This window comes from Paracoccus salipaludis (assembly GCF_002287065.1).
In the GTDB taxonomy this organism is placed as follows: Bacteria; Pseudomonadota; Alphaproteobacteria; order Rhodobacterales; family Rhodobacteraceae; genus Paracoccus; species Paracoccus salipaludis.
This window is the reverse complement of the sequence record NZ_NSJZ01000008.1, coordinates 66,122-91,373: the sequence shown is the minus strand read 5'-3', so window position 1 is coordinate 91,373 and position 25,252 is coordinate 66,122. Positions and strand designations below refer to the sequence as shown.

22 protein-coding genes and 1 pseudogene are annotated in these 25,252 nt (G+C 70.8%); 9 read left to right on the top strand and 14 right to left on the bottom strand.

The window, feature by feature from the left end; translation table 11 throughout:
* Window positions 1-96: 96 nt before the first annotated feature.
* The 6 genes from CK240_RS19450 to CK240_RS10965 form a co-directional block, all read right to left on the bottom strand.
* On the bottom strand, window positions 97-666 hold the full coding sequence (locus tag CK240_RS19450; RefSeq protein WP_095640390.1) for a lipocalin family protein: 570 nt from the start codon (window positions 664-666) through the stop codon (window positions 97-99).
* A gap of 126 nt (window positions 667-792) precedes the next feature.
* Window positions 793-1,440 carry an RluA family pseudouridine synthase gene (locus CK240_RS10985; RefSeq protein ID WP_095640389.1) on the bottom strand — a complete coding sequence of 216 codons (648 nt, stop codon included), beginning with the start codon at window positions 1,438-1,440 and terminating at the stop codon, window positions 793-795.
* A 10-nt stretch (window positions 1,441-1,450) separates the two neighbouring features.
* Window positions 1,451-2,077, bottom strand: coding sequence for a LysE family translocator (locus CK240_RS10980; protein ID WP_095640388.1), 627 nt, complete (start codon window positions 2,075-2,077; stop codon window positions 1,451-1,453).
* Window positions 2,074-2,421 (bottom strand): GFA family protein, encoded by a 348-nt coding sequence (locus CK240_RS10975; protein ID WP_095640387.1) that lies wholly within the window; start codon window positions 2,419-2,421, stop codon window positions 2,074-2,076. The genes CK240_RS10980 and CK240_RS10975 overlap by 4 nt, the downstream gene beginning before the upstream one ends.
* Window positions 2,418-2,852 carry a GFA family protein gene (locus CK240_RS10970; protein ID WP_095640386.1) on the bottom strand — a complete coding sequence of 145 codons (435 nt, stop codon included), beginning with the start codon at window positions 2,850-2,852 and terminating at the stop codon, window positions 2,418-2,420. The genes CK240_RS10975 and CK240_RS10970 overlap by 4 nt, the downstream gene beginning before the upstream one ends.
* Window positions 2,833-3,285, bottom strand: a complete 453-nt coding sequence (locus tag CK240_RS10965; protein WP_095640385.1) for a GAF domain-containing protein — start codon at window positions 3,283-3,285, stop codon at window positions 2,833-2,835. Before CK240_RS10965 ends, CK240_RS10970 begins: the two co-directional genes overlap by 20 nt.
* Window positions 3,286-3,401: 116 nt before the next feature.
* Between CK240_RS10965 and purH the strand changes: the two genes are divergently transcribed.
* The 5 genes and pseudogenes from purH to CK240_RS10940 all read left to right on the top strand — a co-directional run bounded on the left by purH (window position 3,402) and on the right by CK240_RS10940 (window position 9,270).
* On the top strand, window positions 3,402-4,985 hold the full coding sequence (gene purH, locus CK240_RS10960; protein ID WP_095640384.1) for a bifunctional phosphoribosylaminoimidazolecarboxamide formyltransferase/IMP cyclohydrolase: 1,584 nt from the start codon (window positions 3,402-3,404) through the stop codon (window positions 4,983-4,985).
* A gap of 149 nt (window positions 4,986-5,134) precedes the next feature.
* The gene (gene lspA / locus CK240_RS10955; RefSeq protein WP_240517385.1) at window positions 5,135-5,665 is read left to right on the top strand and encodes a signal peptidase II; all 531 of its coding nucleotides are present in this window, start codon (window positions 5,135-5,137) and stop codon (window positions 5,663-5,665) included.
* Window positions 5,666-5,698: 33 nt separating this feature from the next.
* On the top strand, window positions 5,699-6,220 hold the full coding sequence (locus CK240_RS10950) for a DUF3035 domain-containing protein (RefSeq protein ID WP_095640382.1): 522 nt from the start codon (window positions 5,699-5,701) through the stop codon (window positions 6,218-6,220).
* Window positions 6,221-6,319: 99 nt separating this feature from the next.
* Window positions 6,320-7,711: pseudogene (locus CK240_RS10945) on the top strand (M16 family metallopeptidase); the annotation flags it as partial.
* Window positions 7,712-7,953: 242 nt separating this feature from the next.
* Window positions 7,954-9,270, top strand: coding sequence for a M16 family metallopeptidase (locus tag CK240_RS10940; RefSeq protein WP_095640381.1), 1,317 nt, complete (start codon window positions 7,954-7,956; stop codon window positions 9,268-9,270).
* A 48-nt stretch (window positions 9,271-9,318) separates the two neighbouring features.
* Here the strand turns inward: CK240_RS10940 and CK240_RS10935 are convergent, their stop codons facing one another.
* Complete coding sequence (locus CK240_RS10935) at window positions 9,319-9,498, bottom strand: hypothetical protein (protein WP_095640380.1); 180 nt, start codon at window positions 9,496-9,498, stop codon at window positions 9,319-9,321.
* 139 nt (window positions 9,499-9,637) lie between these two features.
* Here CK240_RS10935 and mutL point away from each other — a divergent pair, with 139 nt between their 5' ends.
* Both mutL and CK240_RS10925 read left to right on the top strand, forming a co-directional pair.
* Window positions 9,638-11,467 carry a DNA mismatch repair endonuclease MutL gene (mutL, locus tag CK240_RS10930; RefSeq protein ID WP_095640379.1) on the top strand — a complete coding sequence of 610 codons (1,830 nt, stop codon included), beginning with the start codon at window positions 9,638-9,640 and terminating at the stop codon, window positions 11,465-11,467.
* A 49-nt stretch (window positions 11,468-11,516) separates the two neighbouring features.
* A complete protein-coding gene (locus tag CK240_RS10925) occupies window positions 11,517-11,864 on the top strand; it encodes a DUF3775 domain-containing protein (protein ID WP_095640378.1) in 348 nt (115 codons plus the stop codon).
* 259 nt (window positions 11,865-12,123) lie between these two features.
* Here CK240_RS10925 and CK240_RS10920 read toward each other — a convergent pair whose 3' ends face one another.
* The 5 genes from CK240_RS10920 to CK240_RS10900 form a co-directional block, all read right to left on the bottom strand.
* Entirely contained in the window at window positions 12,124-13,311 is a 1,188-nt protein-coding gene (locus CK240_RS10920) for a PQQ-dependent sugar dehydrogenase (RefSeq protein WP_095640377.1), read from the bottom strand.
* 296 nt (window positions 13,312-13,607) lie between these two features.
* On the bottom strand, window positions 13,608-14,747 hold the full coding sequence (locus CK240_RS10915) for a saccharopine dehydrogenase family protein (RefSeq protein ID WP_095640376.1): 1,140 nt from the start codon (window positions 14,745-14,747) through the stop codon (window positions 13,608-13,610).
* On the bottom strand, window positions 14,744-15,805 hold the full coding sequence (locus CK240_RS10910) for a saccharopine dehydrogenase (protein ID WP_095640375.1): 1,062 nt from the start codon (window positions 15,803-15,805) through the stop codon (window positions 14,744-14,746). Before CK240_RS10910 ends, CK240_RS10915 begins: the two co-directional genes overlap by 4 nt.
* Before the next feature lie 60 nt (window positions 15,806-15,865).
* Window positions 15,866-16,696 carry a C40 family peptidase gene (locus CK240_RS10905; protein ID WP_095640374.1) on the bottom strand — a complete coding sequence of 277 codons (831 nt, stop codon included), beginning with the start codon at window positions 16,694-16,696 and terminating at the stop codon, window positions 15,866-15,868.
* Complete coding sequence (locus CK240_RS10900; RefSeq protein ID WP_420818624.1) at window positions 16,696-18,090, bottom strand: leucyl aminopeptidase family protein; 1,395 nt, start codon at window positions 18,088-18,090, stop codon at window positions 16,696-16,698. The genes CK240_RS10905 and CK240_RS10900 overlap by 1 nt, the downstream gene beginning before the upstream one ends.
* Window positions 18,091-18,244: 154 nt before the next feature.
* Here CK240_RS10900 and CK240_RS10895 point away from each other — a divergent pair, with 154 nt between their 5' ends.
* Together CK240_RS10895 and CK240_RS10890 are read left to right on the top strand one after the other, a co-directional pair.
* Window positions 18,245-19,267 carry an aspartate-semialdehyde dehydrogenase gene (locus CK240_RS10895; RefSeq protein WP_095640373.1) on the top strand — a complete coding sequence of 341 codons (1,023 nt, stop codon included), beginning with the start codon at window positions 18,245-18,247 and terminating at the stop codon, window positions 19,265-19,267.
* Between the two features lie 470 nt (window positions 19,268-19,737).
* Window positions 19,738-20,682, top strand: coding sequence for a calcium-binding protein (locus CK240_RS10890; protein ID WP_095640372.1), 945 nt, complete (start codon window positions 19,738-19,740; stop codon window positions 20,680-20,682).
* Between the two features lie 47 nt (window positions 20,683-20,729).
* Here the strand turns inward: CK240_RS10890 and CK240_RS10885 are convergent, their stop codons facing one another.
* The gene (locus tag CK240_RS10885) at window positions 20,730-23,852 is read right to left on the bottom strand and encodes a multidrug efflux RND transporter permease subunit (protein ID WP_095640371.1); all 3,123 of its coding nucleotides are present in this window, start codon (window positions 23,850-23,852) and stop codon (window positions 20,730-20,732) included.
* Window positions 23,852-25,234, bottom strand: a complete 1,383-nt coding sequence (locus tag CK240_RS10880) for an efflux RND transporter periplasmic adaptor subunit (protein ID WP_095640370.1) — start codon at window positions 25,232-25,234, stop codon at window positions 23,852-23,854. Before CK240_RS10880 ends, CK240_RS10885 begins: the two co-directional genes overlap by 1 nt.
* Window positions 25,235-25,252 lie beyond the last annotated feature (18 nt).

Here is a 25,252-nt window from a genome sequence, read left to right as displayed (position 1 = left end):
AGAAGCGCGATAGAAGCAAGTGTTAGAGCGGGACACGTTTTCTGCACTAATTGGAGCGCCACAGCGCTCTCGGGTTCGTGCTGCGATACAGCCTGCTCAACGGAGACGTTTGTGCAGGTCCATTCGCACCACTCCCTCCCCCTGCTCCACCCGGATCAGACCCTCCACCGGGAACCCCCGGTCCTCCGCAATCCCGACGAGCTGGCGGTAAAGTTCCTCCTCCATTCCCGGCTGGCGCGACAGAATCCACAGATAGCCCCGGTCCGGGCCCGAGATCATCGCCCACTGGTAGTCCTCGTCCAGGGCGAAGACGTGGTAGCCGCCGGGAAAGCCGGGGAAGAAGCTGACGGCGAGGCTCGCCACCGAAGGGTCGCCCTTGAAGCGGGCGGTGCCCTCGACGGACTTGCGGCGGCCGTTGCGGACACCGCTGTTGACCACCCGCACGCTGCCGTCCTCGTTCAGGGCGTAGTCGGCGGTCACGTTTGTCATCCCGCGCTCGAAGCGGTGGTCCAGGCGGGCGATCTCGTACCAGCGGCCCATGTAGCGGGGGGCCTCGAAGCCGGTGACCGGCTCGATGCCGCGGGGCACGCGGGTCATGACCGCGCGCGAGCAGGCGGAGAGCGCGGCAAGGGCGGCGAGCCCGGCGGCGATGGTGCGGATCTGCATGGGTGAACCTCCGTCAGTCGGGGGTCCAACGCCGCGAGGGGGCGGATGGGTTTCGTCCGCATCCCCCGTGCACGGGACGTGCATCGGCCGTGAATGACCCGTGCGGGGGTTTTCCGGGGAACGGGATCAGAACGGCGGGGGCGCCGAGAAGCTCATCGTCGCGTTGCTGTCGGGGTGCCGCAGCCGCAGCGATTCCGCATGCAGCATCAGCCGCGGGTGGTCGGCGGCGGGCCCGGTCGCGTAAAGCGGATCGCCCAGGATCGGATGCCCGAGGCTTGCCATGTGGACCCGCAACTGGTGGCTGCGCCCGGTCAGCGGATAAAGCCGGACGCGGGTTTCGGCGTCCGAGGCGCGGATCACCCGCCAGTCGGTCTGCGCCGGGCGACCCTCGGCATGGTCCACCTTCTGTCGCGGCCGGTTCGGCCAGTCCACGATCAGCGGCAGGTCCACCCGGCCCTCCTTCGGCTCGAGCCGTCCCCAGAGCCTTGCGACATAGGCCTTCTTCACCTGCCGCCGCTCGAACTGCTGGCCCAGGTGCTTCTGCGCGTGCGGCGTCAGGGCGAAGACCATGATGCCCGAGGTGTCCATGTCCAGCCGGTGCACCAGCAGCACGGTCGGAAAGGCCCCACGCAGCCGGTTGATCAGGCAGTCGGTCCGGTCCTCTCCACGCCCCGGCACGGACAGCAGGCCCGCGGGCTTTTCCACCACGAGGATCTGGTCGTCGTGGTGGATCAGGCGGGGCTGCTCGGCGGTGGGCTGATAGACGAAGCTCATGAAGCCCGACTTAGCGGGCGACCAGCCGCACCGCCAGCCCGGCGAACATCACCGCCGCGATCCGGTTGAGGATGCCCATCCGCCCTGCCAGCCGCATCCCCAGCCAGCCCGCCGCCATCCCGTAGGCCATGGTGATCAGCGTGCCGGTGAAGGCGAAGATCAGCCCCAGGCCCAGAAGCTGGTGCCAGACGGGGCCATGGGCGGGGCTGGTGAACTGCGGCAGGAAGGCCAGCAGGAACAGCACAGGCTTGGGGTTCAGCACGTTGGACAGGATGCCCCGCCGGATCACGTCGCGCGAGCGCACGACCGGCCGCGCCGAGGGATCGGGCGGCGGCGCCGTCCAGGCCTTCCAGGCGAGATAAAGCAGGTAGCCCGCCCCGATCCACCTGATCGCCGACAATGCGCCCGGATGCGCGGCGATCACGGCGCCCAGGCCCAGCGTCGTCATCGTGACGTGGAACAGCACGCCGATCCCGACGCCCAGTCCCGCCAGCGCCCCGGCCTTCGGCCCGCCCTGGATGCCCGAGGCGGTGGCGAAGAACACGTCCTGCCCCGGCGCGGCGTTCAGCACCAGTCCGCCCGAGATGAAGGCCAGAAGCTGCGGCAGGGGGATGTTGCCCAGCGTGTCCCAGATCATTGCCGGTCTTCCTGCGGCGCGCCGTCCGCGATGTCGTAATAGTCGCCCTTGTCGCCGACCCAGATGTGGCGCTGCAGGCGCAGGCCGGTCGGCGGCTCGATGCAGCCCACCGCCACGTCGGTTTCCCCCCGCCCGAAGGCGCGCCAGAAGATCGAACTGCCGCAGGTGCCGCAGAAGCCCCGTTCCGCCTTGTCCGAGGACTTGAACCAGCGGACGTGCTCGGCGCCCTCGACCTCAAGCCGGTCGTCGGGAACGGGAACGGCGGCCCAGACATGGCCCGACCAGCGGCGGCACTGGCTGCAATGGCAGGCGGCGATGTCGTCCAGATCTCCCCGGATCGTCACCCGGACGGCGCCGCAAAGGCAGCGGGCGCGACGCGTCGTCGTGACTGCGCCTGCTGGGGAAGCCCGTCGGCGATGTCGTAATAGTCGCCCTTGTCGGCGACGTAGATATGCCCTTCGAGCCGCAGCCCCGTGGGCGGCGTGATCGCCCCCGCCGAGACGACCGTGCGGCGCGACCCGGTCTCGCGCCAGAACAGCGACGATCCGCAGGCCGCGCAGAAGCCGCGCTCGGCGTCTTCGGATGAGCGGAACCAGCGCAGCGGCTCGCCCTCGATGGCGGGATCGCGCAGCTCGGCGCCGGCCCAGAAATGCCCGCTCCACCGCCGGCATTGCGAGCAGTGGCAGGCGCCCACCGGCTCGGAGGTCAGCCGCCCGGCGAAGGTGACGGCGCCGCAAAGGCAGGCGCCGCTGATCTCAGAGCCTTCCGAAGACATCCCGCATCATCCCTTCCAGCGCCTCGGCATCGGCTTCAGTGAACGCATCCGGCCGGTCGCTGTCTATATCCAGCACGCCGATCAGGCGGTCGTTCGCGCCGAAGACAGGCACCACGATCTCGGACCGGGTCGAGGAGGAACAGGCGATATGGCCCGCAAAGGCCTCGACATCGGGGACAAGCTGGGTCTGGCGCGTGCGGGCGGCGGCCCCGCAGACCCCGCGCGAGAAGGGGATCACCAGGCAGCCGTGGCCACCCTGGTAGGGGCCGATCTTCAGCGTCTCGGGCCCGGTCACGCGGTAGAAGCCGGTCCAGTCGAAGCGCGCGTCGGCGTGGTGCAGCTCGCAGGCGACGGTGGCCATCAGGGCGACCTCGTCGGTCTCGCCCTCGGTCAGGGCGCGGATTCGGGCGGAAAGCTCGGTGTAATCTGTCATGCGCGCCACGCTACAGCCGCGCCGTTCGGCCGAAAAGGGGCGGCGCGCTGGACTGTCGCGGCCCGTGAGGATAGGGACGGCGCGATTCCCCGGCTTGCCATCGAAGGCCCGTCCCCATGACCGACCGCATCGACCTGCGCCGCGCGCTGATTTCCGTTTCGGACAAGGGGGGGCTTGTCGAGTTCGCCCAAGCCCTCGCGGCACGCGGGGTCGAGCTTCTGTCCACCGGCGGAACCGCAGGCGCCTTGCGCAATGCCGGGCTGGACGTCCGCGACGTGTCCGAGATCACCGGCTTCCCCGAGATGATGGACGGGCGCGTGAAGACGCTGCATCCCGGCGTCCACGGCGGCCTTCTGGCGCTGCGCGACAACGCCGAACACCGCGCCAGCATGGAAAAGCACGGGATCGCCCCCATCGACCTGCTGGTGGTCAACCTTTACCCCTTCGAGGAGACGGTCGCGAAGGGCGCCGCCTACGACGACTGCATCGAGAACATCGACATCGGCGGCCCGGCGATGATTCGCGCGGCGGCCAAGAACCATGCCTTCGTGACGACGGTCGTGGACGTGCAGGACTACGACGCGGTGCTGGCGGAACTGGACGCCAACGGCGGCGCGACCACCCTGCCCTTCCGCAAGCGCATGGCGCAGACGGCCTATGCCCGCACCGCCGCCTATGACGCCGCCGTGTCCACCTGGATGGCCAGCGCCATCAACGAGGCCACCCCGCGCCGCCGCGCCTTCGCGGGGACGCTGGCGCAGCCCTTGCGCTATGGCGAGAACCCGCACCAGGCGGCCGCCTTCTACACCGACGGCTCGGCCCGTCCGGGCGTCGCCACCGCCCGCCAATGGCAGGGCAAGGAACTGTCCTACAACAACATCAACGACACCGACGCGGCCTTTGAACTCGTGGCCGAGTTCACCGAAGGCCCCGCCGTCGCCATCATCAAGCACGCCAACCCCTGCGGCGTGGCCCGCGCCGAGTCGCTGGAGGCGGCCTACCGCCGCGCCTTCGACTGCGACCGCACCTCGGCCTTCGGGGGGATCGTTGCGCTGAACGGGCGGCTGGACGCCGCCACCGCCCGCGCGATCACCGAGATCTTCACCGAGGTCGTCATCGCGCCCGAGGCGGATGACGAGGCGCGCGAGATCTTCGCCGCCAAGAAGAACCTGCGCCTTCTGACCACGGGCGGCGTGCCCGACGCGCAGGCGGGCGGACTGACCTTCCGGCAGGTCGCGGGCGGCTTCCTGGTCCAGACCCGCGACAACGGCCATGTGACGGCGGCCGACCTCAAGGTCGTGACCCGGCGCCAGCCCAGCGAGGCCGAGCTTGCCGACCTCATGTTCGCCTGGACTGTCGCCAAGCACGTCAAGTCGAACGCCATCGTCTATGCGAAGGACCGCGCGACCGTCGGCATCGGCGCGGGCCAGATGAGCCGGGTCGATTCGACCCGCATCGGCCGCCGCAAGTCCGAGGACATGGCCGAGGCGCTGGGCCTGCCCGGCCCCCTGACCGAAGGCGCGGCGGTCGCTTCCGACGCCTTCTTCCCCTTTGCGGACGGCATCGAGGCCTTGGCTGCGGCGGGCGCCCGCGCCGTGATCCAGCCGGGCGGGTCCATGCGCGATGACGAGGTGATCGCGGCGGCGGACCGCCTGGGCCTCGCCATGGTCTTCACCGGACAGCGGCACTTCCGCCACTGATGAGCGACGACGCCGACGCCCCCAAGCCGAAGAAGCCGCCGCGCCGCAAGATCGCGGCCCCTGCCGGCGACGCCGTTCCCCCGGCGGCGGTGCCCGCCGGCAGCGCCCCCAAGCGCCGCCGCAAGCCCGCCGCCCCGCCTCCTCCTCCGCTGCCGCCGCAGACGAGCCTCTGGTGGGCGGCGGGCACGGCGCTGGTGATCCTTGCTCTCGACCAGTTGACGAAATGGATCGTGGTCCATGCGCTGAACCTTCCCGAGGTGCAGGCCATCGACGTGATCGACCCCTGGCTGAACCTGCGCATGGCCTGGAACCAGGGGGTGAACTTCGGGCTCCTGTCCTCGGATGTCGAGGTGATGCGCTGGGTGTTGATCGCCGTGGCGCTGGTGATCTGCGCCTGGGTCGCGGTCTGGCTTTTCCGCGTCCGGCCGGGGCGGCTGGCGCAGGTCGCCGCCGGGCTGCTGATCGGGGGCGCGGTGGGCAACGTCATCGACCGGCTGGCCTACGGGGCGGTCGCGGATTTCCTGAACATGTCGCTGCCCGGCTGGCGCAACCCGTACAGCTTCAACCTGGCCGACATCGCCATCTTCGCGGGCGCCCTGGGGCTGGTCTTCCAGCCGGGACCGGCCAGGCCCGCGGAAGCTTCCGACAACAGCCGTGACGGCCCGCGCAAGACGCGCTAGAAGGGCCTCGACGCTTTTTCCTTGGGTGGTGCCATGCGGGCCTTTCTTCTGACCCTTTCCGTGCTGGCGCTTGCGGCCTGTGGAAACGACGGACGGTTGATGAACCTTTCCGCCTCGGAGGACGACGGTCCCGAGGAATTCGCCATCGTCCCCACCCGTCCGCTGGAACTGCCGCCGGATCTTGCGCAGCTTCCCGCGCCCACGCCGGGCGGCGCCAACATCACCGACCCGAACCCGGCGGGCGATGCCGTCGCCGCGCTGGGGGGCAACCCGGGGCAACTCGCCCAGACGGGCGTCGGCGCGGGCGACGGGGCGCTGATCGCCCATGCCGCACGGGCGGGCGTGACGCCCGGCGTGCGCGGGGTCGTGGCCGCCGAGGACCAGGCCTACCGCGCCAGCCGCGGCCGCCGCCCGCTTGAGGTTCTGGGCCGCGTCAACGTCTACCAGCGCGCCTATGAACCGCAGACGCTGGACAGCTGGGCCGAGCAGGAGCGCTGGCGCCGCGCGGGCGCGCGGGTCCCCGCCGCCCCGCCCACCGCGACCGCGGAACGGTAAAGTCCCGCTCACCACCGCTTGACCGGCACTCGGCTTGCGCGCCGGGCCTTATGCGACCAACCTGCGGCCTGCACCCGCAAGCCCGGAGGCCGCCCGACCATGCGCCGCACCCTCGCCTTCCTTCTGGCCACCGCCGCCGCTCCGGCGCTGGCCGAGATGCCCCCGGGCGTCAGCCACTTCACGCTCGGCAACGGGCTCGAGGCCGTGGTGATCGAGGATCACCGCGCGCCGGTCGTGGTCCAGATGCTGTGGTACAAGATCGGCTCGGCCGACGAGGTGCCCGGCAAGTCCGGGCTGGCGCATTACCTGGAACACCTGATGTTCAAGGGCACCGAGAAGCTGGACGCCGGAGAGCTGTCGAAGACGGTCACGGCCAACGGCGGCATGGACAACGCCTTCACCTCCTACGACTTCACCACCTATTTCCAGCGCATCGCCTCGGACCGGCTGGACCTGGTCATGGGCATGGAGGCCGACCGGATGGCGAACCTGCGCATCGGCGAGGACGACTGGCAGGCCGAGCGGCAGGTCGTCCTTGAGGAACGCGCCCAGCGTACCGACAGCGACCCCCGGGCGCTGTTCGCCGAGGAGCGCTCGGCGGTCCAGTTCTACAACCACCCCTACGGCCGCCCCGTGATCGGCTGGCGCGGCGAGATGGAGGCGCTGACCCGCGAGGACGCGCTGAAATGGTACGAGGACCATTACGCCCCGAACGTGGCCGTGCTGGTCGTGGCGGGCGACGTCACGGCCGACGAGGTGCGCGCGCTGGCCGAAAAGCACTATGGCCCCATCCCGCCCAAACCCGACGCGCCCCGCGATGCCCGCCCGCAGGAGCCCGAGCAGCGGGCCGAGCGGCGCATGACCATGACCGACCCGCGCGTGCCCCAGCCCGTCCTGACCCGCAGCGTGATCGTGCCCGAACGCAACCCGGGCGACCAGAAGACCGCCGCCGCCCTTACCGTGCTGGCAGAACTGCTGGGCGGCTCGCCCCAGACCTCGTTCCTGGGCCAGCGGCTGGTGCTGACGGGGCAGGCGCTGGGAGTGGGCGCATGGTACGACGGGCTCAGCGTCGATCCGACCACCTTCGCGGTCACCATGGCCTATGCGCCGGGAACCGACGACGCGGCGGCCGAGGCCGCGCTGGATGCGGCCATCCGGGACTTCCTGGCGCAGGGACCCGACCCCGCGCATCTGGAGCGCGTCAAGACGCAGCTGCGCGCGGCCCGCATCTATGAACGCGATTCGGCCCACGGGCGCGCTTACGACTATGGCCAGGGCCTTGCCGTCGGCCTGACGGTCGGGGATGTGAACGACTGGCCCGACATCCTGGCCGCCGTGACGCCGGAAGATGTCCGCGCCGCGGCTGAACTGGCCCTGGGCGGCCGGGCCGGGGTGACGAGCCTGCTGAAGCCCGCCGCGCCCGGCGAGGCCGCCATGGTCCAGGCGGCAGCCGGTGCCGGGGAAGCCGCCCCCGTCGCGCTGACGGGCGAGGCAACCGGCGGTCCCGCCCCTGCCATGGGCGATGCGGCGGGCGCTGCCCCGGCCGATCCCCAGGCCTTGGGGGGCAGCACGCCCGCGGTCGTCCCGGACGTCCCCTCTCCCGCCGCAACCGCGCCCGCCGCGCCGGTTCCCGCCGACACGCCGCATCCCGCGCAGCCCGCGCCCGCCTCGCCCGCAGCCTCTGTGGCGCCGCTGGCCGATCCCGCCCAAGACCCGGCCCCGGAGCAGACCCGATGATCCGCAGCTTCCTTTCCGCGCTCGCGCTGGTGCTTTTCGCGGCGCTGCCCGCCCGCGCAATCGACATCCAGGAGGTGACCTCGCCCGGCGGCATCACCGCCTGGCTGGTCGAGGACGACTCGATCCCCTTTGTCGCCCTGGAAATCGCCTTCAAGGGCGGGGCCTCGGTCGATGCGCCCGACAAGCGTGGGGCGATCAACCTGATGACCGCGCTGCTGGAAGAAGGCGCGGGCGACCGCGACGCTGTGGCTTTCGCGCAAGCGATGGAGGAGCTTGCCGCCTCGGCCGGCTTCGACGTCTCGGACGACGCGGTCAGCATCAGCTTCCGCGCGCTGACGGAAAACCGCGACCGGGCCGCGGACCTGCTGGCCGACGCCCTGACACGCCCCCGCTTCGACGCCGACGCGATCGAACGGGTGCGCGCGCAGGTCCAGTCCTCGATCCGCGCGCAGGACAGCGATCCCCAGGGGATCGCGTCCAAGGAAATGGCCCGCCGTGCCTGGGGCGACCACCCCTATGGCTCGGTCATCAGCGGGACGGAAGGATCGGTCGCGGCCCTGACCCGCGACGACCTGCTGGCGGCCAAGGACCGCGTCCTGGCCCGCGACCGGGTGCTGGTGTCGGCCGCGGGCGACATCGACGCCGAGGCCCTGGGCATGCTGATCGACCGCATCCTGGGCGGCCTTCCGGCCCAGGCGACCGCGCCGCTGCCGCCCAAGGCCGATCTGAAGCTGACCGGCGAAACCGTTGTGATCGACTGGGACAGCCCGCAGACGGTGGTCAGCTTCGCCCAGCCCGGCCTGCCGATGGACCATCCCGATTATTTCGCGGCCTTTGTGCTGAACCATATCCTCGGGGGCGGCGGCTTTTCCTCGCGCCTGATGGAGGAGATCCGTGAAAAGCGCGGCCTGACCTATGGTGTGGGCACGGGGCTGTCGAACATGGTCCTGGGCGAGACCTGGGCGGGCGGCATGGCCACCGCCAACGACCGCACGGGCGAGGCCGTGGCGCTGGTGCGCGAGGTCTGGGGTGCGATGCGCGAGGGCGTGACCGAGCAGGAGCTGCACGACGCCAAGACCTACCTGACGGGCGAATATCCCCTGCGCTTCGACGGCAACCGCCGGATCGCGGGCATTCTGTCGGGAATGCAGCTGATGGGAATGCCGCGCGACTACGTGAACACGCGCAACCAGAAGATCGAGGCCGTGACGGCCGAGGACGTGGAACGCGTCGCGCGCGAGGTGCTGGACCCCGGGAAGCTGGAGTTCGTCCTGGTCGGGCGGCCCGAAGGAATCGAGGCCTCGGGTTCGTGACGCCCGCCCGAACGGCGGCCCGCCAGGGATGGCGGGCCGAACCGCGCCTTACGGATTGACCTGCACCGCGCCGCTGCCGCCCGCGATGCCGCCGACCGCCGCGCCGACGGGACCGGCCACGATCGCGCCGGTGGTGGCGCCGGTCACCGCACGCTCGGTCGAGTTGTCGCCGCAGCCGGCCACGGCCAGCGTCAGGCCGCAGATCAGGATTGCTGCCGTCTTCTTCATGATGATCTCCTGCGATTTTTGAACGTCTGCTGCACCTGACAACGACGCAACGGACCTCCCCGGTTCCCTCGGCAGCGCGCAAACCCGCGAGGAGTCGAGAATCTTTCCCGCGCATCCCCGTCCGTGCTAGTTCGGAACCATGACCCGCCACGACCCTGATATCCGGCCGGTGATCCGCCAGCTCGACGAATCCGCGGCAAACCGCATTGCGGCGGGCGAGGTTGTGGAACGGCCCGCCTCGGCCGTGAAGGAGCTGGTCGAGAACGCGCTGGACGCGGGCGCGACCCGGATCGACATCGCCATCGCGGGCGGCGGCAAGCGGCTGATCCGCGTCACCGACGACGGCTGCGGCATGACCGCCGAGGACCTGCCGCTGGCGCTGGCGCGCCACGCCACCTCGAAGATCGACGGCTCGGACCTGCTGGACATCCGCTCCTTCGGCTTCCGGGGCGAGGCGCTGCCGAGCCTCGGCGCCGTGGGCCGCCTGACCATCACCAGCCGCGCGGCCGGGCACGAGGCCGCGCGCATCGCCGTCGCGGGCGGCCGGACCGAGCCCGTGCGCCCTGCCGCCGCCAACCGCGGCACGGTGGTCGAACTGCGCGACCTGTTCTTCGCGACGCCCGCCCGGTTGCGCTTCCTGCGGTCCGACCGGGCCGAGACGCAGGCCATCGCCGAGGTCGTGCGCCGCCTCGCCATGGCCGAGCCTTCGGTGGCCCTCACCCTCACCGACGAGGACGAGGGCCGCGTCCTTTTCCGCGCCGATGCCGAGCAGGGAGATCTCTTCGACGCCCTGTCCGCCCGCATCGGCCGGGTCATGGGACGCGAGTTCATCGAGAACGCCATCCCGCTGGAGGCCGAGCGCGACGGGCTGCGCCTGACCGGCCTTGCCGCCCTGCCCACCTATTCGCGCGGCGCGGCGGTGGCGCAGCATCTCTTCGTCAACACGCGGCCGGTGCGGGACAAGCTGCTGACCGGGGCGCTCCGGGCGGGCTATTTCGACGTGCTGCCCCAGGGCCGGCACCCGGCGGCGGTGCTGTTCGTGTCCTGCGATCCGCAGGGCGTGGACGTGAACGTCCATCCCGCCAAGGCCGAGGTGCGCTTCCGCGAGCCCGACGCCGCGCGTGGGCTGGTCGTCGCCACGCTGCGCCACGCGCTGGCGGGGGCGGGGCACCGCGCCTCCTCGACCGGGGGGGCGGCCACGCTGGCGGCAATGCGCCCCGAGGCGGGACCGTCCTTCTGGCGCAGCCCCGCGCCTTCCCCTGCCGCGGTTGCGGCCGCCCATGCGGCGCAGGCCCCGCTTGCGCCCGCGTCCGCCTCCCCCCAGGGCTTTGCCGAGGCGCCCGAGGCGACCTTCCCGGCCGCCGCGCGGATCGAGCCGGTGGCCGAAGCCCCCGACGCACCCCTGGGGGCGGCGCGCGCGCAGCTGCACGGAAACTGGATCGTGGCGCAAAGCCGCAACGGCATCGTGATCGTGGACCAGCACGCCGCCCATGAGCGGCTGGTCTACGAACGGCTCAAGGCGCAGGCCGCGCAGGCGCGCGTGCCCAGTCAGGCGCTGCTGATCCCGGCCATCGTGGATCTGGGCGCGGATGCCGAGCGGGTGCTGGCGGCGGCCGGGGATCTGGACCGGCTGGGCCTTGTCATCGAGCCCTTCGGCCCGGGCTGCGTGGCGGTGCGGGAACTGCCCGCCGCGCTGGGGCAGGCGGATGCCGCGGCGCTCTTGCGCGACATCGCCGACGATCTGGCCGAGCAGGGCGCCTCGGACCGGCTGCAGGGGCGGCTGGATGCGGTGCTGTCCTCCATGGCCTGCCACGGCTCGGTGCGGTCGGGCCGCAGCCTGACGGGCGAGGAGATGAACGCGCTGCTGCGCGAGATGGAGCGCACGCCCCGCGCGGGCCAGTGCAACCACGGCCGCCCGACCTGGGTGGAACTGAAGCTTGCGGATGTCGAACGGCTGTTCGGCCGCTGATTGACGCGGCCCCGCCTGCGCGCGAGAACCGGGGAAAAGGGGAAGTGCCATGCTGGAAATCGGCGCCGACAAGATCGCCTTCGTCATCCTCCGCGCCCGCGACTATGACCACGGGCCCGACGGCCGCGGCGGGCGGAATGCCTTCGAGCTGCGCGACTTCATCGCCGACATGACCGAGGACGAGCAGGCCGAACTGACCGCCGTCATGTGGATCGGCCGCGGCACCTTCGACGCCGACGACCTCGAAGAGGCGATCTCGACCGCCAAGGCGGAAAAGACCACGCCGACCGAGGACTACCTGATGGGCGAGCCGCATCTGGCCGACCACCTGGAAGCCGGGATGGAGGCGCTCGGCCTGACGCCCGGCGAGGAAGAGGACGACCTGCTCAGGGGGTGAGCAGTCCCCGGCGGGGTCCGGCCTCGTGATGGAGGGACCCCGGACTGCCTGCGGCGCCCGCGACTGGTGCGGGCAAGGGCCTTCTGCGGATCGGGAGGATCGGGACGGGGCGTCGAGCTGATGCCGCGTCCTGTCGGCGGGGTGGAACCTGCCCCCATGGGCATCCTTCCTGCGGCAGGGTCGCGGACCGACTGGCCCGGTTGCCGCAGGGCGGGGTTTCACCCCGCCCCTTCCCAGGGCTTTCCCGGATCGCCCGGGTCTACTGGCGCGTCACCCGCACCAGCTCGCCGTTGTCCTTGTCGGTCAGCAGCAGGATCGAGCCGTCGGGCGCCACCTCGACGTCGCGCACGCGACCGATGCCTTCGAGGTGGCGCGCCTCGCCCGTCACCCGGTCGCCCTCGAGCCGCAGCCGCACGAGGCCGTGGTCGCCCTGCAGCGCCCCGGTCAGCAGATGGCCGTTCCATTCGGGGAACATCTCGCCCCGGTAGAAGGCCAGTCCCGCCGGTGCGATCACCGGGTCCCAGTAATAGACCGGCTGCTCCATCCCCTCGCGCGCGGTGATCCCCTCGTTGATCGGCGCGCCCGAATAGTCGACACCATAGGTGATGACCGGCCAGCCGTAGTTCCGGCCCGCCTCGATCCGGTTCAGCTCGTCCCCGCCCTTCGGCCCGTGCTCGATGGTCCAAAGCCGCCCGTTGCCGTCCAGCGCCGCCGCCTGCACGTTGCGCAGACCCTTGGCGTAGGTTTCCGGCAGGCCCATCGAGGGGTTCCCTGCGGCGGGCGCCCCGGTCAGGGCGTCGATGCGGACGATCTTGCCCAGGTGGTTGTCGTCGGCTTGCGCCGTATCGCGGATCGGCACGTCCGAACGCTCGCCCAGCGTCACGAACAGGTTGCCCTGCCCGTCGGGCACCACCCGGCTGCCGAAGTGCTTGTTGCCGTCATAGACCGGCACCTGCGCGAAGATCTGCTTGACGTTTTCCAGCGCCGAGTTGTCCGCCGACAGCGTGGCCGTGGCGACCGCCGTATGGTTGCCGCCCTGCGCGGGTGCGGCATAGCTGATCCAGAGCCGCCGGCTTTGGGCGAAGTCGGGGGCGATCGCCACGTCCAGCAACCCGCCCTGGCCGCCCGCCGAAATCTCGGGAAGGCCGCCGATGGGATCGGACAGCGCGCCGCGGGCCGAGACGATCCGCAGCCGGCCCGGACGCTCGGTCACCAGCCAACCGCCGTCGGGAAGCTGCGCCATGCCCCAGGGATGTTCCAGCCCGTCCGCGATGAAGGTCGTGTCCAGCGCGATGTCGTCGGCCATGGCGGGCGCGCGGGTCTGGCCCTCGAAGGCGGGCGTCTGGTTGGACGCGTTCGGGGGAGCGCTGTTGAACTCCTGCGCGCAGGCGGCCAGCGGGGTGAAGATCAGGGCGGCAAGTGCCGCGGTCGGACGAAGGAACGGCATCTGCGACTCCCTTGGCATGTGCCTGAGGGAACGGGAGGGGCAGGGAAACGTTCCGGCGGTTGACCGAAGCGTGAAGGGGTACGGCCGCACCGGCCGCTGTTCCCGCCCGTTCCGGCGAGCCGTTGCCGTGGCTTGAAACGGTTCGCCGCGGGCATCGGCGGGGACCGCCCTGACGGCTGAGTCCCGTTCCGCCTCGCGACCGGGCGCTCGGATGCCCGCAGGGTTCTCCGGGTCGGAAGGAAGCGCGGGCGGGGTCCGGCAGGGTCGGGGGCGTCCCTGCCGGGGGTTTGGCGGCTTCAGGCGCCGAGGTGGTTGACCTTGGCCATGTGGTCGGCGATCTCGCCCACCTCGACCAGCCAGCGGCCGACGAGGTCGGGGTCGTCGGGGGCGGCGTGGACGCCCGGCGGGAAGGCGCCCGCCAGAACCGCCTCGACCGCCATCGCCACCGGGATCGAGACAAGCTGCGCCATGGCCGTGCCCTTGTCGTTGCCCTGGGCGTCCAGCACCCATTCCTTGTCGAAGACCGGCTGGCCATCGCGGGTCGCACCCAGGCGGACGAACAGGACGACGCGGTCGGGCTCGCCCTCGGCATAGGCGTGCTGCGACCAGAACTCCTCGGCCATCTCGCGCAGGCGGGCGTCGCCCTCGGGGCCTGCAAGGCCCTCGACCTCGACGAAGACCGGGGCCCAAGCCTCGGCCCAGCCCTTCAGCCGGATGGTGCCGCGCACGAAGTCCCGCAGGGTCCAGTCGGGGTCGAAGCCGTACTGGCCCACGAAGGCCGTGGAATCGCGGTTGGGATAGACCTCGAAGCGCTCGGGCACGGGCAGGGGCGCGTCATAGGGCTCGATCGCGTGCCAGGGACGGTCCACCCGGCGCTCCGCCCCGTCCCGGATCGACAGCGAGGGCGCGCGCAGCGCGCGCAGCACGCCGAGGGGCGACCACGAGAACTTGTAGCGGAAGGGGTTCGGATGCTTGGGGATGCCGCCGCAATAGCTGGTGAAGGCAATCTCGTCGCCCGGCTGCGCCACATGGCGGTAGTCGGCCACCAGCTCATGCGCCATCAGGTGGTCGATGCCGGGATCAAGGCCCACCTCGTTCACCAGCGCCACGCCTGCGTCCATCGCTGCCTGCTCCAGCGCCGCCATCTCGGGCGAGATGTAGGAAGAGCTGACGAAATGCGCCCTTTTCTCGATGCACATGCGCGCCAGCGGCGGGTGCTGGTCGGCGGGCAGCATGGACACCACCACGTCACCGGGCCGGACGGCGGCGGCCAGTGCCTGCGCGCTGTATTCGCGGATGTCCGAGGTCAGGTCGCCCACGGCCTCGCGGGCCTTCTCGACCGTGCGGTTCCAGACGGCGACGGGGGTCTGCCCCTTCAGCAGCCGCCGCAGTCCGGGAACGGCGGAAAGTCCGGTTCCGACCCAGTGGATCGTCATGGCGCAAGCCCTTTCAGATGGGTGTCGTAGATCTCGGCGGCACGGCCCCAGGGGCCCGTCTCGATGGCGTCGAGCGTCCGCAGCACCGGCAGAAGCTGGGCGGCATAGTCGAGGCTCGATTCCCGCGGCAGCATCGAGGGCAGGTTGTCGATGGCCATGACGTCCAGCGGCGGGTGTTCCGCCACGCGCAGGACCGGGGCGTCCCAGGTGGTCGTGCGGTCATAAACGCGGACCGGGTTGAACGCGCTGGTCGGGTCGCAGGCGATGTCGCCGATCGCGGTCAGCGCGCGGCCGGGGTTCACGGCGCTTTCGGGGACAAAGACCGGGCAGCCGGGCTGCGCAAGGATGCAGTTGAGGAAGACCTCGTGCAGCAGGATTTCCGGGAAGGGGCCGCCCTGCGCGGTTTCCGCCATGTCCCACCTGGTGACGCGCACGCCGACCTCGGCGCAAAGGTCCGCCGCGCCCGTGCCCACGCGGCCCTTCGCGCCGATGACGATGGCGCGGGGGCGGGGCAGGCCGGTGCCGTCCAGTTCCGCCCGCAGTTCGGTGGCAAGCGCGTCCTTGTCGGGATAGGTGCCCACGGGCGGGCAGATATCGCCCCGGTGCTGCGCGGCCCAGGCCTTCAGCGTGACCGCCGCGCCCGCATAGCCCGCCCAGTAGCCGAAGGCCGCCAGCCTGCGCCCGTTGTCGTCCAGCAGGTATTCGAGATCGTAAAGCCGCCCGCCCCCTTCGCGGAAGCGGCGCAGCAGCACCTCGCCCGCGGGCTGGCCCTTGAAGGCATGGCCGAACATGATGTGGCGGTGCATCAGCGGGCTGCCGTCCTCGGGCAGTTCCTTGAGGCCGAAGACGATGGCGTCCACGGGGGCCTCGGGCCAGGAGCCTTCCGGCGCGATCGAGGCCCCGGCGGCGCGATAGTCGGCGGTCGGGATCACGCGGCGCGGGCTGTCCTCGACGGTGACGCGGAAGCCGCGGCGGATCAGGTCGCGCACGCCCTCGGGGGTGATGCCGACCCTGTCCTCGTTGGGGCGGCTTTCCGCCCGGACCCACAGATGCACCATCAGACCCCTCCCCTGCTGCCGCTGGCCAGCGGCAAGCCGTTCCTCGACGCTGCGCGACAGTTACGGAAAGGCGATGCGGTCGTCCAGACGCGGACGGCGCGCGCCGAGGAAGGGACCGTCGCCCGCCGCGTCGATGCGGGCGATGGCGGCCGCGATGTCCTCGGTGATGACGGACATGGTCCAGGCGGTCGCGTGGACCATCGTCCGGGCGTCCAGCGCCAGCGCGACGTGGCCGGGCCAGAACAGCAGGTCGCCGCGCTGGACCGTTTCCGTTTCGGGGAAGGCGTCGCGCTGGAGGTCGCTGTCGCCCGGGCAGGCGATCCCCGCCCCGTGCAGTGCCGCCTGCGCCAGCCCCGAGCAGTCGATGCCAAGGCGGCTGTTCCCGCCCCACAGGTAGGGCGTCCCGATCAGGCGCAGCGCCACCTCGGCCGGGTCCTCGGCGGCTGCGTCCGAGATGTGCTGGACCGGCACGAACAGCCCGTCGGCCAGCCGGGCGAAGCGGCCCTCGGTCCCCGTGACCGACAGGCGCGCGCCCATGGGCAGGCTGCCCCGCTCGGGCCGCTTGAAGTCGGCGGCGGGATAAAGATGCGTGGCTGCGGCCGTCACGCGATGGGTGATCGCGGGGCGTTCGCCGGTCAACGCAGACAACGCCACCCAGCCACAATAGCCGTCCGCCGCCGCCTGCACGAAGCCCCAGCCGTCGCGCTCCTCTATCAGCGTGACATCCGCACCGTGCAGAAGCTGCCGGTCCCTTGCCCCGCCGGGCGCGCGCAGCAGGTCGGCCACGGGCGCGGCCACCCGCATGGGGCGGCCATCTGCCAGCATGTCCCGCGCGATCCCCGATCCGCGCAGCGCCACGCGGTCGGTCGCGGGGGTCAGGCGGCGGTCCATCAGGCCATCCTCGGCAGCGCGTGCAGGATCGCGCGCATCCCCTGCCCCACGCCGCCCTTGGGCCGGCCCGGCGCCGCCGAGGGCTGCCAGCCGTAGATGTCGAAATGCACGTAGGCCCCGGCCCCTTCGGCAAAGCGCCGCAGGAACAGCGCGGCGGTGATCGCGCCCGCGAAGCCTCCCGACGGCGCGTTGTCCAGATCGGCGATGGCGGGCTCGATCATGGCCTCGTAGGGCTCCCAGAAGGGCATCCGCCAGATCGGGTCGGCGTGGTCGCGGCCCGCCTGATACAGCGCCTCGGCCACGGCGTCGTCGTCGCAGAAGAAGGGCGGCAGGTCCGGGCCAAGGGCCACCCGCGCGGCCCCCGTCAGCGTCGCCATGGACACCAGCAGGCGCGGGCCTTCCTCGGCCGCATAGGCCAGCGCGTCGGCGAGGATCAGGCGGCCCTCGGCGTCGGTGTTGTTGACCTCAACCGTCAGGCCCTTGCGGCTGGTCAGCACGTCGCCGGGGCGGAAGCTGTCGCCCGAAACCGCGTTTTCCACCGCCGGCACCAGCACCCGCAGCCCGCCCGCGCGTCCCAGCCGTGCCAGCGTCTCGGCCAGCCCCAGCACGTTCGCGGCCCCGCCCATGTCCTTCTTCATGATCAGCATCGAGGCCGAGGGCTTGATGTCCAAGCCCCCCGTGTCGAAGCACACCCCCTTGCCCACCAGCGTGACCGCTGGCCCGTCGCCCGGAAAGCGCAGATCGATCAGCCGCGGCGCGCGGCCCGGACCGGCGGCACGGCCGACAGCGTGGATCATGAGGAAGTTCTCGGCCAGCGCTTCGCCTGAAATCACCTCGACAGAGGCACCGTGGCGCGCCGCAAGATCACGGGCGGCCGCTTCCAGATCGGCCGGTCCCATGTCGGACGCGGGCGTGTTGATCAGGTCGCGTGCCAGATATTCCCCCGCGGCCATCGCCAGCAGGGCCTCGCGGTCCACGCCCGCGGGGCAGACCAGCCGCGCCCTGGGCGGCTCGGCCTTCTTGTAGCGGTCAAAGCGGTATTGCGCGAAAAGCCACCCCAGCGCCCCATGCGCCAGATTGTAGCTGTCCGGCACCCCGGCCAGATGCCACGCCCCCTCGGGCAGTCCTTCGGCGGCGCGGGCCAGCGTGAACCGCTCGCGCGCCGGGCGATCTGCGGGCGTGGCGGGCTTGCCGACTCCGAACAGCGCCCCCGCGACTCCTCCCTCGCCCGGCAGCAGGCAGATCTGGCCCGGCTTCGCCGCGAACCCCGAGGCCTTGGCAAAGGCGCACTCCACCCCCTCGGGCCAGAGCGGCCCGTCGTCGCCCTGAGCGACCAGCCACAGAGGGCGGCTTCCGGCATCGGCGGGGGCGAACTCGGGCTCGGTCATCGGCATCTCCTGTCCTGCGGGACAGTTTCTGCGGGTATCCGGGCCGGAAGGAAAGGCCGGTGACTTCTTCCTGATCCAAATACCCATTGCGGCCTTGCAGCCTTCACTTCGCCGGGGTTTTCGGCTATGGCCCGCCGTCTTGTTCGTGAAAGGGACGTCGATGGGCTACAAGGTCGTCGTCGCGGGGGCCACGGGGAACGTGGGCCGCGAAATGCTGAGCATCCTGGCCGAGCGCCAGTTTCCTGCCGATGAGGTGGTGGCTCTGGCCTCGCGCCGGAGCCTCGGCACTGAAGTCAGCTATGGCGACAAGACGCTCAAGACCCGGGATATCGAGGGCTTCGACTTCACCGGCTACGACATCGCGCTGTTCGCCATCGGCTCGGACGCGACCAAGAAATACGCCCCCATCGCGGCCAGCCAGGGCTGCGTGGTGATCGACAACTCGTCGCTGTACCGCTACGACCCCGCGATCCCGCTGATCGTGCCCGAGGTGAACCCCGACGCGGTCGAGGATTACCGCAACAAGATGATCATCGCGAACCCCAACTGCTCGACCGCGCAGATGGTGGTGGCGCTGAAGCCGCTGCACGACCGCGCGCGGATCAGGCGGGTCGTCGTCTCGACCTACCAGTCGGTGTCGGGCGCGGGCAAGGAAGGCATGGACGAGCTCTGGTCCCAGACCAAGGGGATGTATGTCCCCGGCCAGGAGGTCGAGCCCAAGAAGTTCCAGCGCCAGATCGCCTTCAACGTCATTCCCCAGATCGACGTCTTCATGGAAGACGGCCAGACCAAGGAGGAATGGAAGATGGTCGCCGAGACCAAGAAGATCCTTGATCCGTCGATCAAGGTGACGGCGACCTGCGTGCGCGTCCCGGTCTTCGTGGGCCACTCCGAATCGATCAACATCGAGTTCGAGGACTTCCTGGACGAGGACGAGGCCCGCGACATCCTGCGCGAAGCGCCGGGCGTGCTGGTGATCGACAAGCGCGAGCCCGGCGGCTACGTCACCCCCATCGAATCCGCGGGCGAGGACGCAACCTATGTCAGCCGCATCCGCCAGGACCAGACGCTGGAAAACGGCCTGAACCTGTGGTGCGTCAGCGACAACCTGCGCAAGGGCGCGGCCCTGAACGCGGTCCAGATCGCAGAACTGCTGGGCAACCGCTGCCTGAAGAAGGGGTGAGCCGGATCCGGGAAAGGTCCGGTAGACCTTTCCCCCGGCAATCGCCCGGAGCGTAGGCGAAGGGCCGGCAGGGCGCCTGCAGGCGGTCCGGTGGATCGTCTGCAGCCCCGGATGCCCGCAGCGCCGGCGCAGGGCCCGGCTGGGTCCGTCACCTTTCCCGGCATGACCATGAACGACAGACGCCCCGCCACCCGAAGGTGGAGGGGCGTCTTTCCTTTGGGCGCGCAGGCCGCGTCCTCAATGATTCCCTAGGGCTTTCCGGTCGGCCGCCAGGGCCGGGGCATTTCCTGGCCTGCGGGCTTCCGCCGATGCACCGGATCGTGAGCGAACGGGCCTGCGCGGTCTCGCGTTGAAGCGCACGACGGCTCGCAGGCCGGTCACGCGCCGCGCGCCGCAAGGTGAAGTGCGGGTGATGGCACGCGATCCTAGGATGCAGCAGCCGCGATCGGCGCAAAGCTTGGGAGAACAGGATGGCCTACAACGGCACCATCGGGACCGGAACCACGGGACGGGGCGTGATCTCGTACCAGGGCGAGTACGACAGCTTCAACACCACCTTCATCAGCGGCCTGACCTATTCGGTCGCCGCCAAGGGCGCTTCCAGCGGGAACGGCACGCTGGGCGACCCGAACCTCGCGCTGTACGACTCGTCGGGGAGCCGCCTGCTTGAAAACGACGACGTGTCGCCGGGCACGAACCGGGACGCGCAACTGACCTTCAAGATCGGCGCGGGCGGGACCTCGACCTACACGCTGGTGGTCGGCGAGCAGGGCGACAACGCCACCGGCAGCTATGTGCTGACCGTCTCGGCGGGCTATGCCAGCAACGCCAACGACAGGGTGAACGGGACCTCGGCCAATGACGCGATCAACGGCATGGCGGGGAACGACACGATCATCGGCGCCGGGGGCAACGACAACCTGATCGGCGGCGCCGGCAACGACGCGCTGGTGGGAGGCGTCGGGGCGGATGTGCTGCAGGGCCAGGCGGGCAATGACGTGCTGCGGGGCCAGGCCGGCAACGACGTCCTGTTCGGCAGCACCGGCGCCGACGACCTTTACGGCGGCGCGGGGGCGGATCGCTTCGTCTTCCACAGCCACACCGATTCGAACGCGCGCTTCGGCTATGACGTGATCGCGGCAGGCGACGGCGCGGTGGCCTTCGAGGGCGTGGGCACCACGGGCGGTGACCGGATCGACCTGTCGGGGATCGATGCCAACCTGAACTATGGCGGCAACCAGGCCTTCGCCTTCAGCACCTCGCGCGCAGCGGGAACGGTGGCGCTCAGCGAACAGGGGACGAACACGATCCTGTCGGGTCACGTCAACAACGACGGCGTGGCGGATTTCCAGTTGATCATCGCCGACGGCGGGATCCGGGCCTACCAGTATTCGACCGACGAATTCATCCTGTGACCGCGGGATGATGCTTCGGAAAGGGCCGCCATCGCGCGGCCCTTTTCTCATGCGCTCGCGGGTTGCGCATGCCGCGCGACCAGCGGCCGGTTCCCGGTCAGGCGGCGCACGGCCACGTAAAGGCCAGGGATCATGAAGATGCCCAGGAAGGTGGCCGAGATCATGCCCCCCATCACCCCGATCCCGATCGAGTTCTGCGCCGCCGCCCCCGCCCCGGTGGCGACCGCCAGGGGCAGCACGCCCAGGATGAAGGCCAGCGAGGTCATCAGGATCGGCCGCAGGCGCAGCTTGGCGGCCTCGATCGCCGCCTCGGCCGTGGATCGGCCGCCCACCTCGAGGTCACGGGCGAATTCCACGATCAGGATGGCGTTCTTGGCGGCCAGGCCGATGGTCGTGAGGATGCCCACCTTGAAATACACGTCGTTCGACTGCCCGAAGATCAGGGCGGCCAGAACGGCACCCAGGACGCCCACCGGCACCGCCAGCATGACCGAGAAGGGCACCGTCCAGCTTTCGTAAAGCGCGGCCAGGCACAGGAACACCACCAGCGCCGACAGGGCGTAAAGGTAAGGCGCCTGGTTGCCCGCCTGCTGTTCCTGGTAGCTGAGGCCGGTCCAGGCCACGCCGTAGCCGCCCGGCATCTGCCCCACCAGGTCCGTCATCGCCGCCATGGCCTGCCCCGAGGTCGCGCCCTCGGCCTCGCTGCCCGAGATCGAGATCGCGTCGGTCCCCTCGAAGCGCGACAGGCGCGGGGCCACCGGAACCCAGCGGGTGGACATGAAGGCGCTGAAAGGCACCATCTCGCCCGAGGAATTGCGGGCATACCAGTCTTCCAGGTCCTCGGGCTGCATCCGGAACTCGGCGCCCGCCTGCACGATCACGGGGCGCAGCGTGGCGCCCATGGCGAAGTCGTTGACCTCGCGCCCCGAGAAGATCGTGGCCAGCATCCCGTTCACCTCGGACAGGCTCAGGCCCGCCGCCTCGGCCCGCTGGGGGTCGATGTCCAGCCGCAGCGCCGCGTCATCCTCGTCGCCCTGGCTGCGGACGTTGACCAGCTGGGGATGGGCCTCGCCCGCCTCCTCCAGCGCCTGCGCCGCCTCGCGCAGGGCGGCCGTCCCCTGGGCCGACTGGTCGATCAGGTACATCTGGAAGCCGGCGCTGTTGCCCAGGCCCTGGATGGGGGGCGGCTGGACGAAGTTGATCCGTCCCGCGCGGTGGTTGCCGAAGCGCTCGGTCGCGCGTCCGACCACGGCCGAGGCGGACTCGTCGGGGTCGGGCCTTTCGTCGAAGTCCTTGAGCCGGACGAACAGCGTGGCCCGCCCCTGCCCCGTGCCCGAGAACCCGAAGCCCAGCGCCCCGAAGGTCGAGGCGACCGCCGGTTCCTCGTTCAGCAGGTAGCTTTCGATTTCCTCCACCACGGCCAGGGTCTGCTGGGTGGTCGAGCCTTCCGAGAGGTTGATCTGGGCCATCAGCACGCCCTGGTCCTCGGTCGGCAGGAAGGTCGAGTTCATGCGCGTGAAGAGCTGCCAGACCGCCACCGAGATCACCGCCAGCACCAGCAGCACCAGCATCGGATGCCGCACTGTGCGGGCGACGACGCGCGCGTACCAGTCGCTCGCCCGGTCGAAGCCCCGGTTGAACCAGCGCGCGGGCGCGAAGCGCGGCGGCCCTTGGTGGGGGCGCAGCATGGACGCGGTCTGCGCGGGCGTCAGGATCAGGGCGGCGGCCAGCGACAGCATCATCGCGGTGATGATCGTCACCGAGAACTGGCGGTAGACCACCCCGGTCGAGCCCGCCATGAAGGCCATGGGCAGGAAGACCGCCGACAGGACCACCGCGATGCCGATCAGCGCGCCGGTGATCTGGCGCATCCCCACCTCGGTCGCGCGCACCGGGTCCAGCCCGTCCTCGCGCATGATGCGCTCGACGTTTTCCACCACCACGATGGCGTCGTCCACCAGCAGGCCGATCGCCAGCACCATGGCAAACATGGTCAGCGTGTTGATCGTGTAGCCCAGCGCGAACAGCACCGCGAAGGTGCCCAGCAGCACGACCGGCACCACGATCACCGGGATGATCGTCGCCCGCCAGCTTTGCAGGAAGACCAGGATGACGGCGATCACCAGCAGGATCGCCTCGAAGAGCGTGTGCCAGACCTTCTCGATCGAGCGTTCCACGAAGGGCGAGGTGTCATAAGCCACGCGCAGCTCGACCCCGTCCGGCAGGGCGGGCTGAAGCGATTCCAGCACCGCGCGCACGCCCGCGGCCGTGTCCACGGCATTGGCCCCGGTTTCCAGGTTGACGCCGAAGCCCGAGGCATTCGCGCCGTTGAAGCGGCTGTTGGCGCCGTAGGCTTCCTGCCCGATCTCGATCTCGGCCACGTCGCCCAGCCAGACCGAGGCGCCGTCCTCGCCCGTGCGCAGAAGGATGCGCTGGAAATCCTCGACGCTGGTCAGCTGGCTTTGCGCGGTGATGGTCGCCGTGAACTGCTGGCCCGCGACCGAGGGCTGGCTGCCGAGCGACCCCACCGAGACGGTCGAGTTCTGTTCCGCCACCGCCGCCGTGATGTCCGAAGGCGTCAGCTGGTATTGCGCAAGGCGCAGCGGATCGAGCCAGATCCGCATGGCGTAGCCCGAGCCGAAGATGTCGATGCCGCCCACGCCCGGAACGCGCTTGACCGGGCCTTCCACGACCTCTTCCAGCAGGTTGCCGAGTTCGACCGTGGAATAGTCATTGCCCGCCGAGACCAGCGCTCCCACCATCAGGATCGACGAGGTCGAGCGGGTGACCGACACGCCATCGTCCTGCACCGCCGAGGGCAGGCGGGATTCGACGCTGCGGACGCGCGACTGCACGTCGTTCAGCGCGTCCGTCGGGTCCACGCTGTCGTCGAAGGTCAGCGTCAGCGAGGACCGGCCCCGGAAGGACGAGGACTCGAAGTAAAGCAGGCCTTCGAGGCCCGTCAGCGAATCCTCGATCGGCGTCGTGACCGAGTTCTGCACGGCTTCGGCGGTGGCGCCGGGGTAGCTGGCCGAGATGCGGACGGTCGTGGGCGCGATGTCGGGATATTGCGACACGGGCAGGTTCAGGACGCCCCAGAGGCCCGCCAGCATGGTCACGATCGCCAGCACCCAGGCGAAGACCGGGCGATGGATGAAGAACTGCGCCATCAGTTCATGCCCGTGGCCGCGGCGGGGCTGCGGGCGGGATTGGCCGGAGGGGCGCCGACCACGGCGGCCTGCGCGGCCATCGGGGCCGGCGACGAGGTTCCGCCCGCCGCGGTTGCGGCGGCGGGTGCGGCCGCGTCCCCGGGGCCGGCCGGGGCGGGACCGGACGCGGCCGGTTCCCCGGCGCCCGACAGCTCGCGCACCACGCCCTCGGCGTCGATGGTGACGGGAAGGGTGGTGATCTCGTCCCCGTCGTTCAGGTTGGTCAGCCCGTCGAGGATCAGGAGGTCGCCCGCCGCGACGCCTTCGGTCACGATCCAGTTGCTTTCGTGGGTGCCCGCCTCGGTCAGCACGACCTCCTCGGCCCGCCCGTCGCGGGCGACAAAGGCCGTCAGCTGTCCGGTTGCCGAACGCCGCGTGGGGCCCTGCGGGACCAGCACGCCCTCGACCGCGCCGACCGCCACCTGCACCCGCACGAACTGGCCCGGCAGGATCAGGCGGTCGGGGTTGGGGAACTGCCAGCGATAGGGAACCGTCCCCGTGGTCGAGGACACCTGCCGTCCCGGCGCGACCATCTGGCCGGGTTCGGAATAGGCTTGCCCGGTTTCCAGGATCAGCTGGGCCTCGCGCCCGTCAGAGCGCCTCAGGATGCCGGCCGAGCGCTGTTCGCGATTGCGCAGGACGCTGGCGCGGGATTGCGAGACATCGACATAGATCGGGTCGAGCTGCGTGACCGTGGTCAGCGCCTCGGCCTGGTTGGCGGTGACAAGATCACCCACCGAGACCTGGGCGATGTCGGGGATGCCGTCGATGGGGCTGCGGACCTCGGTCCGGTCCATGGCAAGCTGCGCCTGTGCCCGGTCGGCTTCGGCCGCCGACAGGCTGGCGCGCGCGATGGCAAGCGCCACCTGCGCCGTTTCCAGTTCGGCCTGGCTGACGCCGGTGCCCTGCAGGCGGTCATAGCGGCTGACGGTCGCGCTGGCGCCCTGGACGGCGGCCTCGGCGCTGGTGACGGCGGCGCGGGCCGCGGACAGCGTCGCCTCGAGCTGGTCGTCGTTCAGGCGGAACAGCACCGTCCCCGCCTTGACGGGGACGCCGGGCTGATAGGCGATCTCGGCGACCTCGCCGCCGACCTGAGGGCGGATGGCGGTTTCCTGATAGGCCACGGCCCGGCCGGGCAGCGTGACGGTCACAGGTACCGTTTCGCGTTCGAGTTGCATCACGCCGACCTCGCGCGGGCCCTGCGCGCCGGGGCCTGCGGGGCCGGGGGGGGACTGGGCCGCGCCGGGATCGGCCAGCATCAGCGTCAGCGCGGCCAGGGCCGCGACTGCCGCGGCCCGTCCGGCGTGGAGTCCCCACAAGGGCAAGTGCAGTCGAGGGGTCATGGCGCCAGCATTGCAGCG

Excerpts from the sequence above, each read along its gene's own strand:
- CK240_RS19450 (WP_095640390.1), bottom strand. The coding sequence starts at position 666 with ATGCAGATCCGCACCATCGCCGCCGGGCTCGCCGCCCTTGCCGCGCTC.
- CK240_RS10985 (WP_095640389.1), bottom strand. The coding sequence starts at position 1,440 with ATGAGCTTCGTCTATCAGCCCACCGCCGAGCAGCCCCGCCTGATCCAC.
- CK240_RS10980 (WP_095640388.1), bottom strand. The coding sequence starts at position 2,077 with ATGATCTGGGACACGCTGGGCAACATCCCCCTGCCGCAGCTTCTGGCC.
- CK240_RS10970 (WP_095640386.1), bottom strand. The coding sequence starts at position 2,852 with ATGTCTTCGGAAGGCTCTGAGATCAGCGGCGCCTGCCTTTGCGGCGCC.
- CK240_RS10965 (WP_095640385.1), bottom strand. The coding sequence starts at position 3,285 with ATGACAGATTACACCGAGCTTTCCGCCCGAATCCGCGCCCTGACCGAG.
- purH (WP_095640384.1), top strand. The coding sequence starts at position 3,402 with ATGACCGACCGCATCGACCTGCGCCGCGCGCTGATTTCCGTTTCGGAC.
- CK240_RS10950 (WP_095640382.1), top strand. The coding sequence starts at position 5,699 with ATGCGGGCCTTTCTTCTGACCCTTTCCGTGCTGGCGCTTGCGGCCTGT.
- CK240_RS10940 (WP_095640381.1), top strand. The coding sequence starts at position 7,954 with ATGATCCGCAGCTTCCTTTCCGCGCTCGCGCTGGTGCTTTTCGCGGCG.
- CK240_RS10935 (WP_095640380.1), bottom strand. The coding sequence starts at position 9,498 with ATGAAGAAGACGGCAGCAATCCTGATCTGCGGCCTGACGCTGGCCGTG.
- mutL (WP_095640379.1), top strand. The coding sequence starts at position 9,638 with ATGACCCGCCACGACCCTGATATCCGGCCGGTGATCCGCCAGCTCGAC.
- CK240_RS10925 (WP_095640378.1), top strand. The coding sequence starts at position 11,517 with ATGCTGGAAATCGGCGCCGACAAGATCGCCTTCGTCATCCTCCGCGCC.
- CK240_RS10920 (WP_095640377.1), bottom strand. The coding sequence starts at position 13,311 with ATGCCGTTCCTTCGTCCGACCGCGGCACTTGCCGCCCTGATCTTCACC.
- CK240_RS10915 (WP_095640376.1), bottom strand. The coding sequence starts at position 14,747 with ATGACGATCCACTGGGTCGGAACCGGACTTTCCGCCGTTCCCGGACTG.
- CK240_RS10910 (WP_095640375.1), bottom strand. The coding sequence starts at position 15,805 with ATGGTGCATCTGTGGGTCCGGGCGGAAAGCCGCCCCAACGAGGACAGG.
- CK240_RS10905 (WP_095640374.1), bottom strand. The coding sequence starts at position 16,696 with ATGGACCGCCGCCTGACCCCCGCGACCGACCGCGTGGCGCTGCGCGGA.
- CK240_RS10900 (WP_420818624.1), bottom strand. The coding sequence starts at position 18,090 with ATGCCGATGACCGAGCCCGAGTTCGCCCCCGCCGATGCCGGAAGCCGC.
- CK240_RS10895 (WP_095640373.1), top strand. The coding sequence starts at position 18,245 with ATGGGCTACAAGGTCGTCGTCGCGGGGGCCACGGGGAACGTGGGCCGC.
- CK240_RS10890 (WP_095640372.1), top strand. The coding sequence starts at position 19,738 with ATGGCCTACAACGGCACCATCGGGACCGGAACCACGGGACGGGGCGTG.
- CK240_RS10885 (WP_095640371.1), bottom strand. The coding sequence starts at position 23,852 with ATGGCGCAGTTCTTCATCCATCGCCCGGTCTTCGCCTGGGTGCTGGCG.
- CK240_RS10880 (WP_095640370.1), bottom strand. The coding sequence starts at position 25,234 with ATGACCCCTCGACTGCACTTGCCCTTGTGGGGACTCCACGCCGGACGG.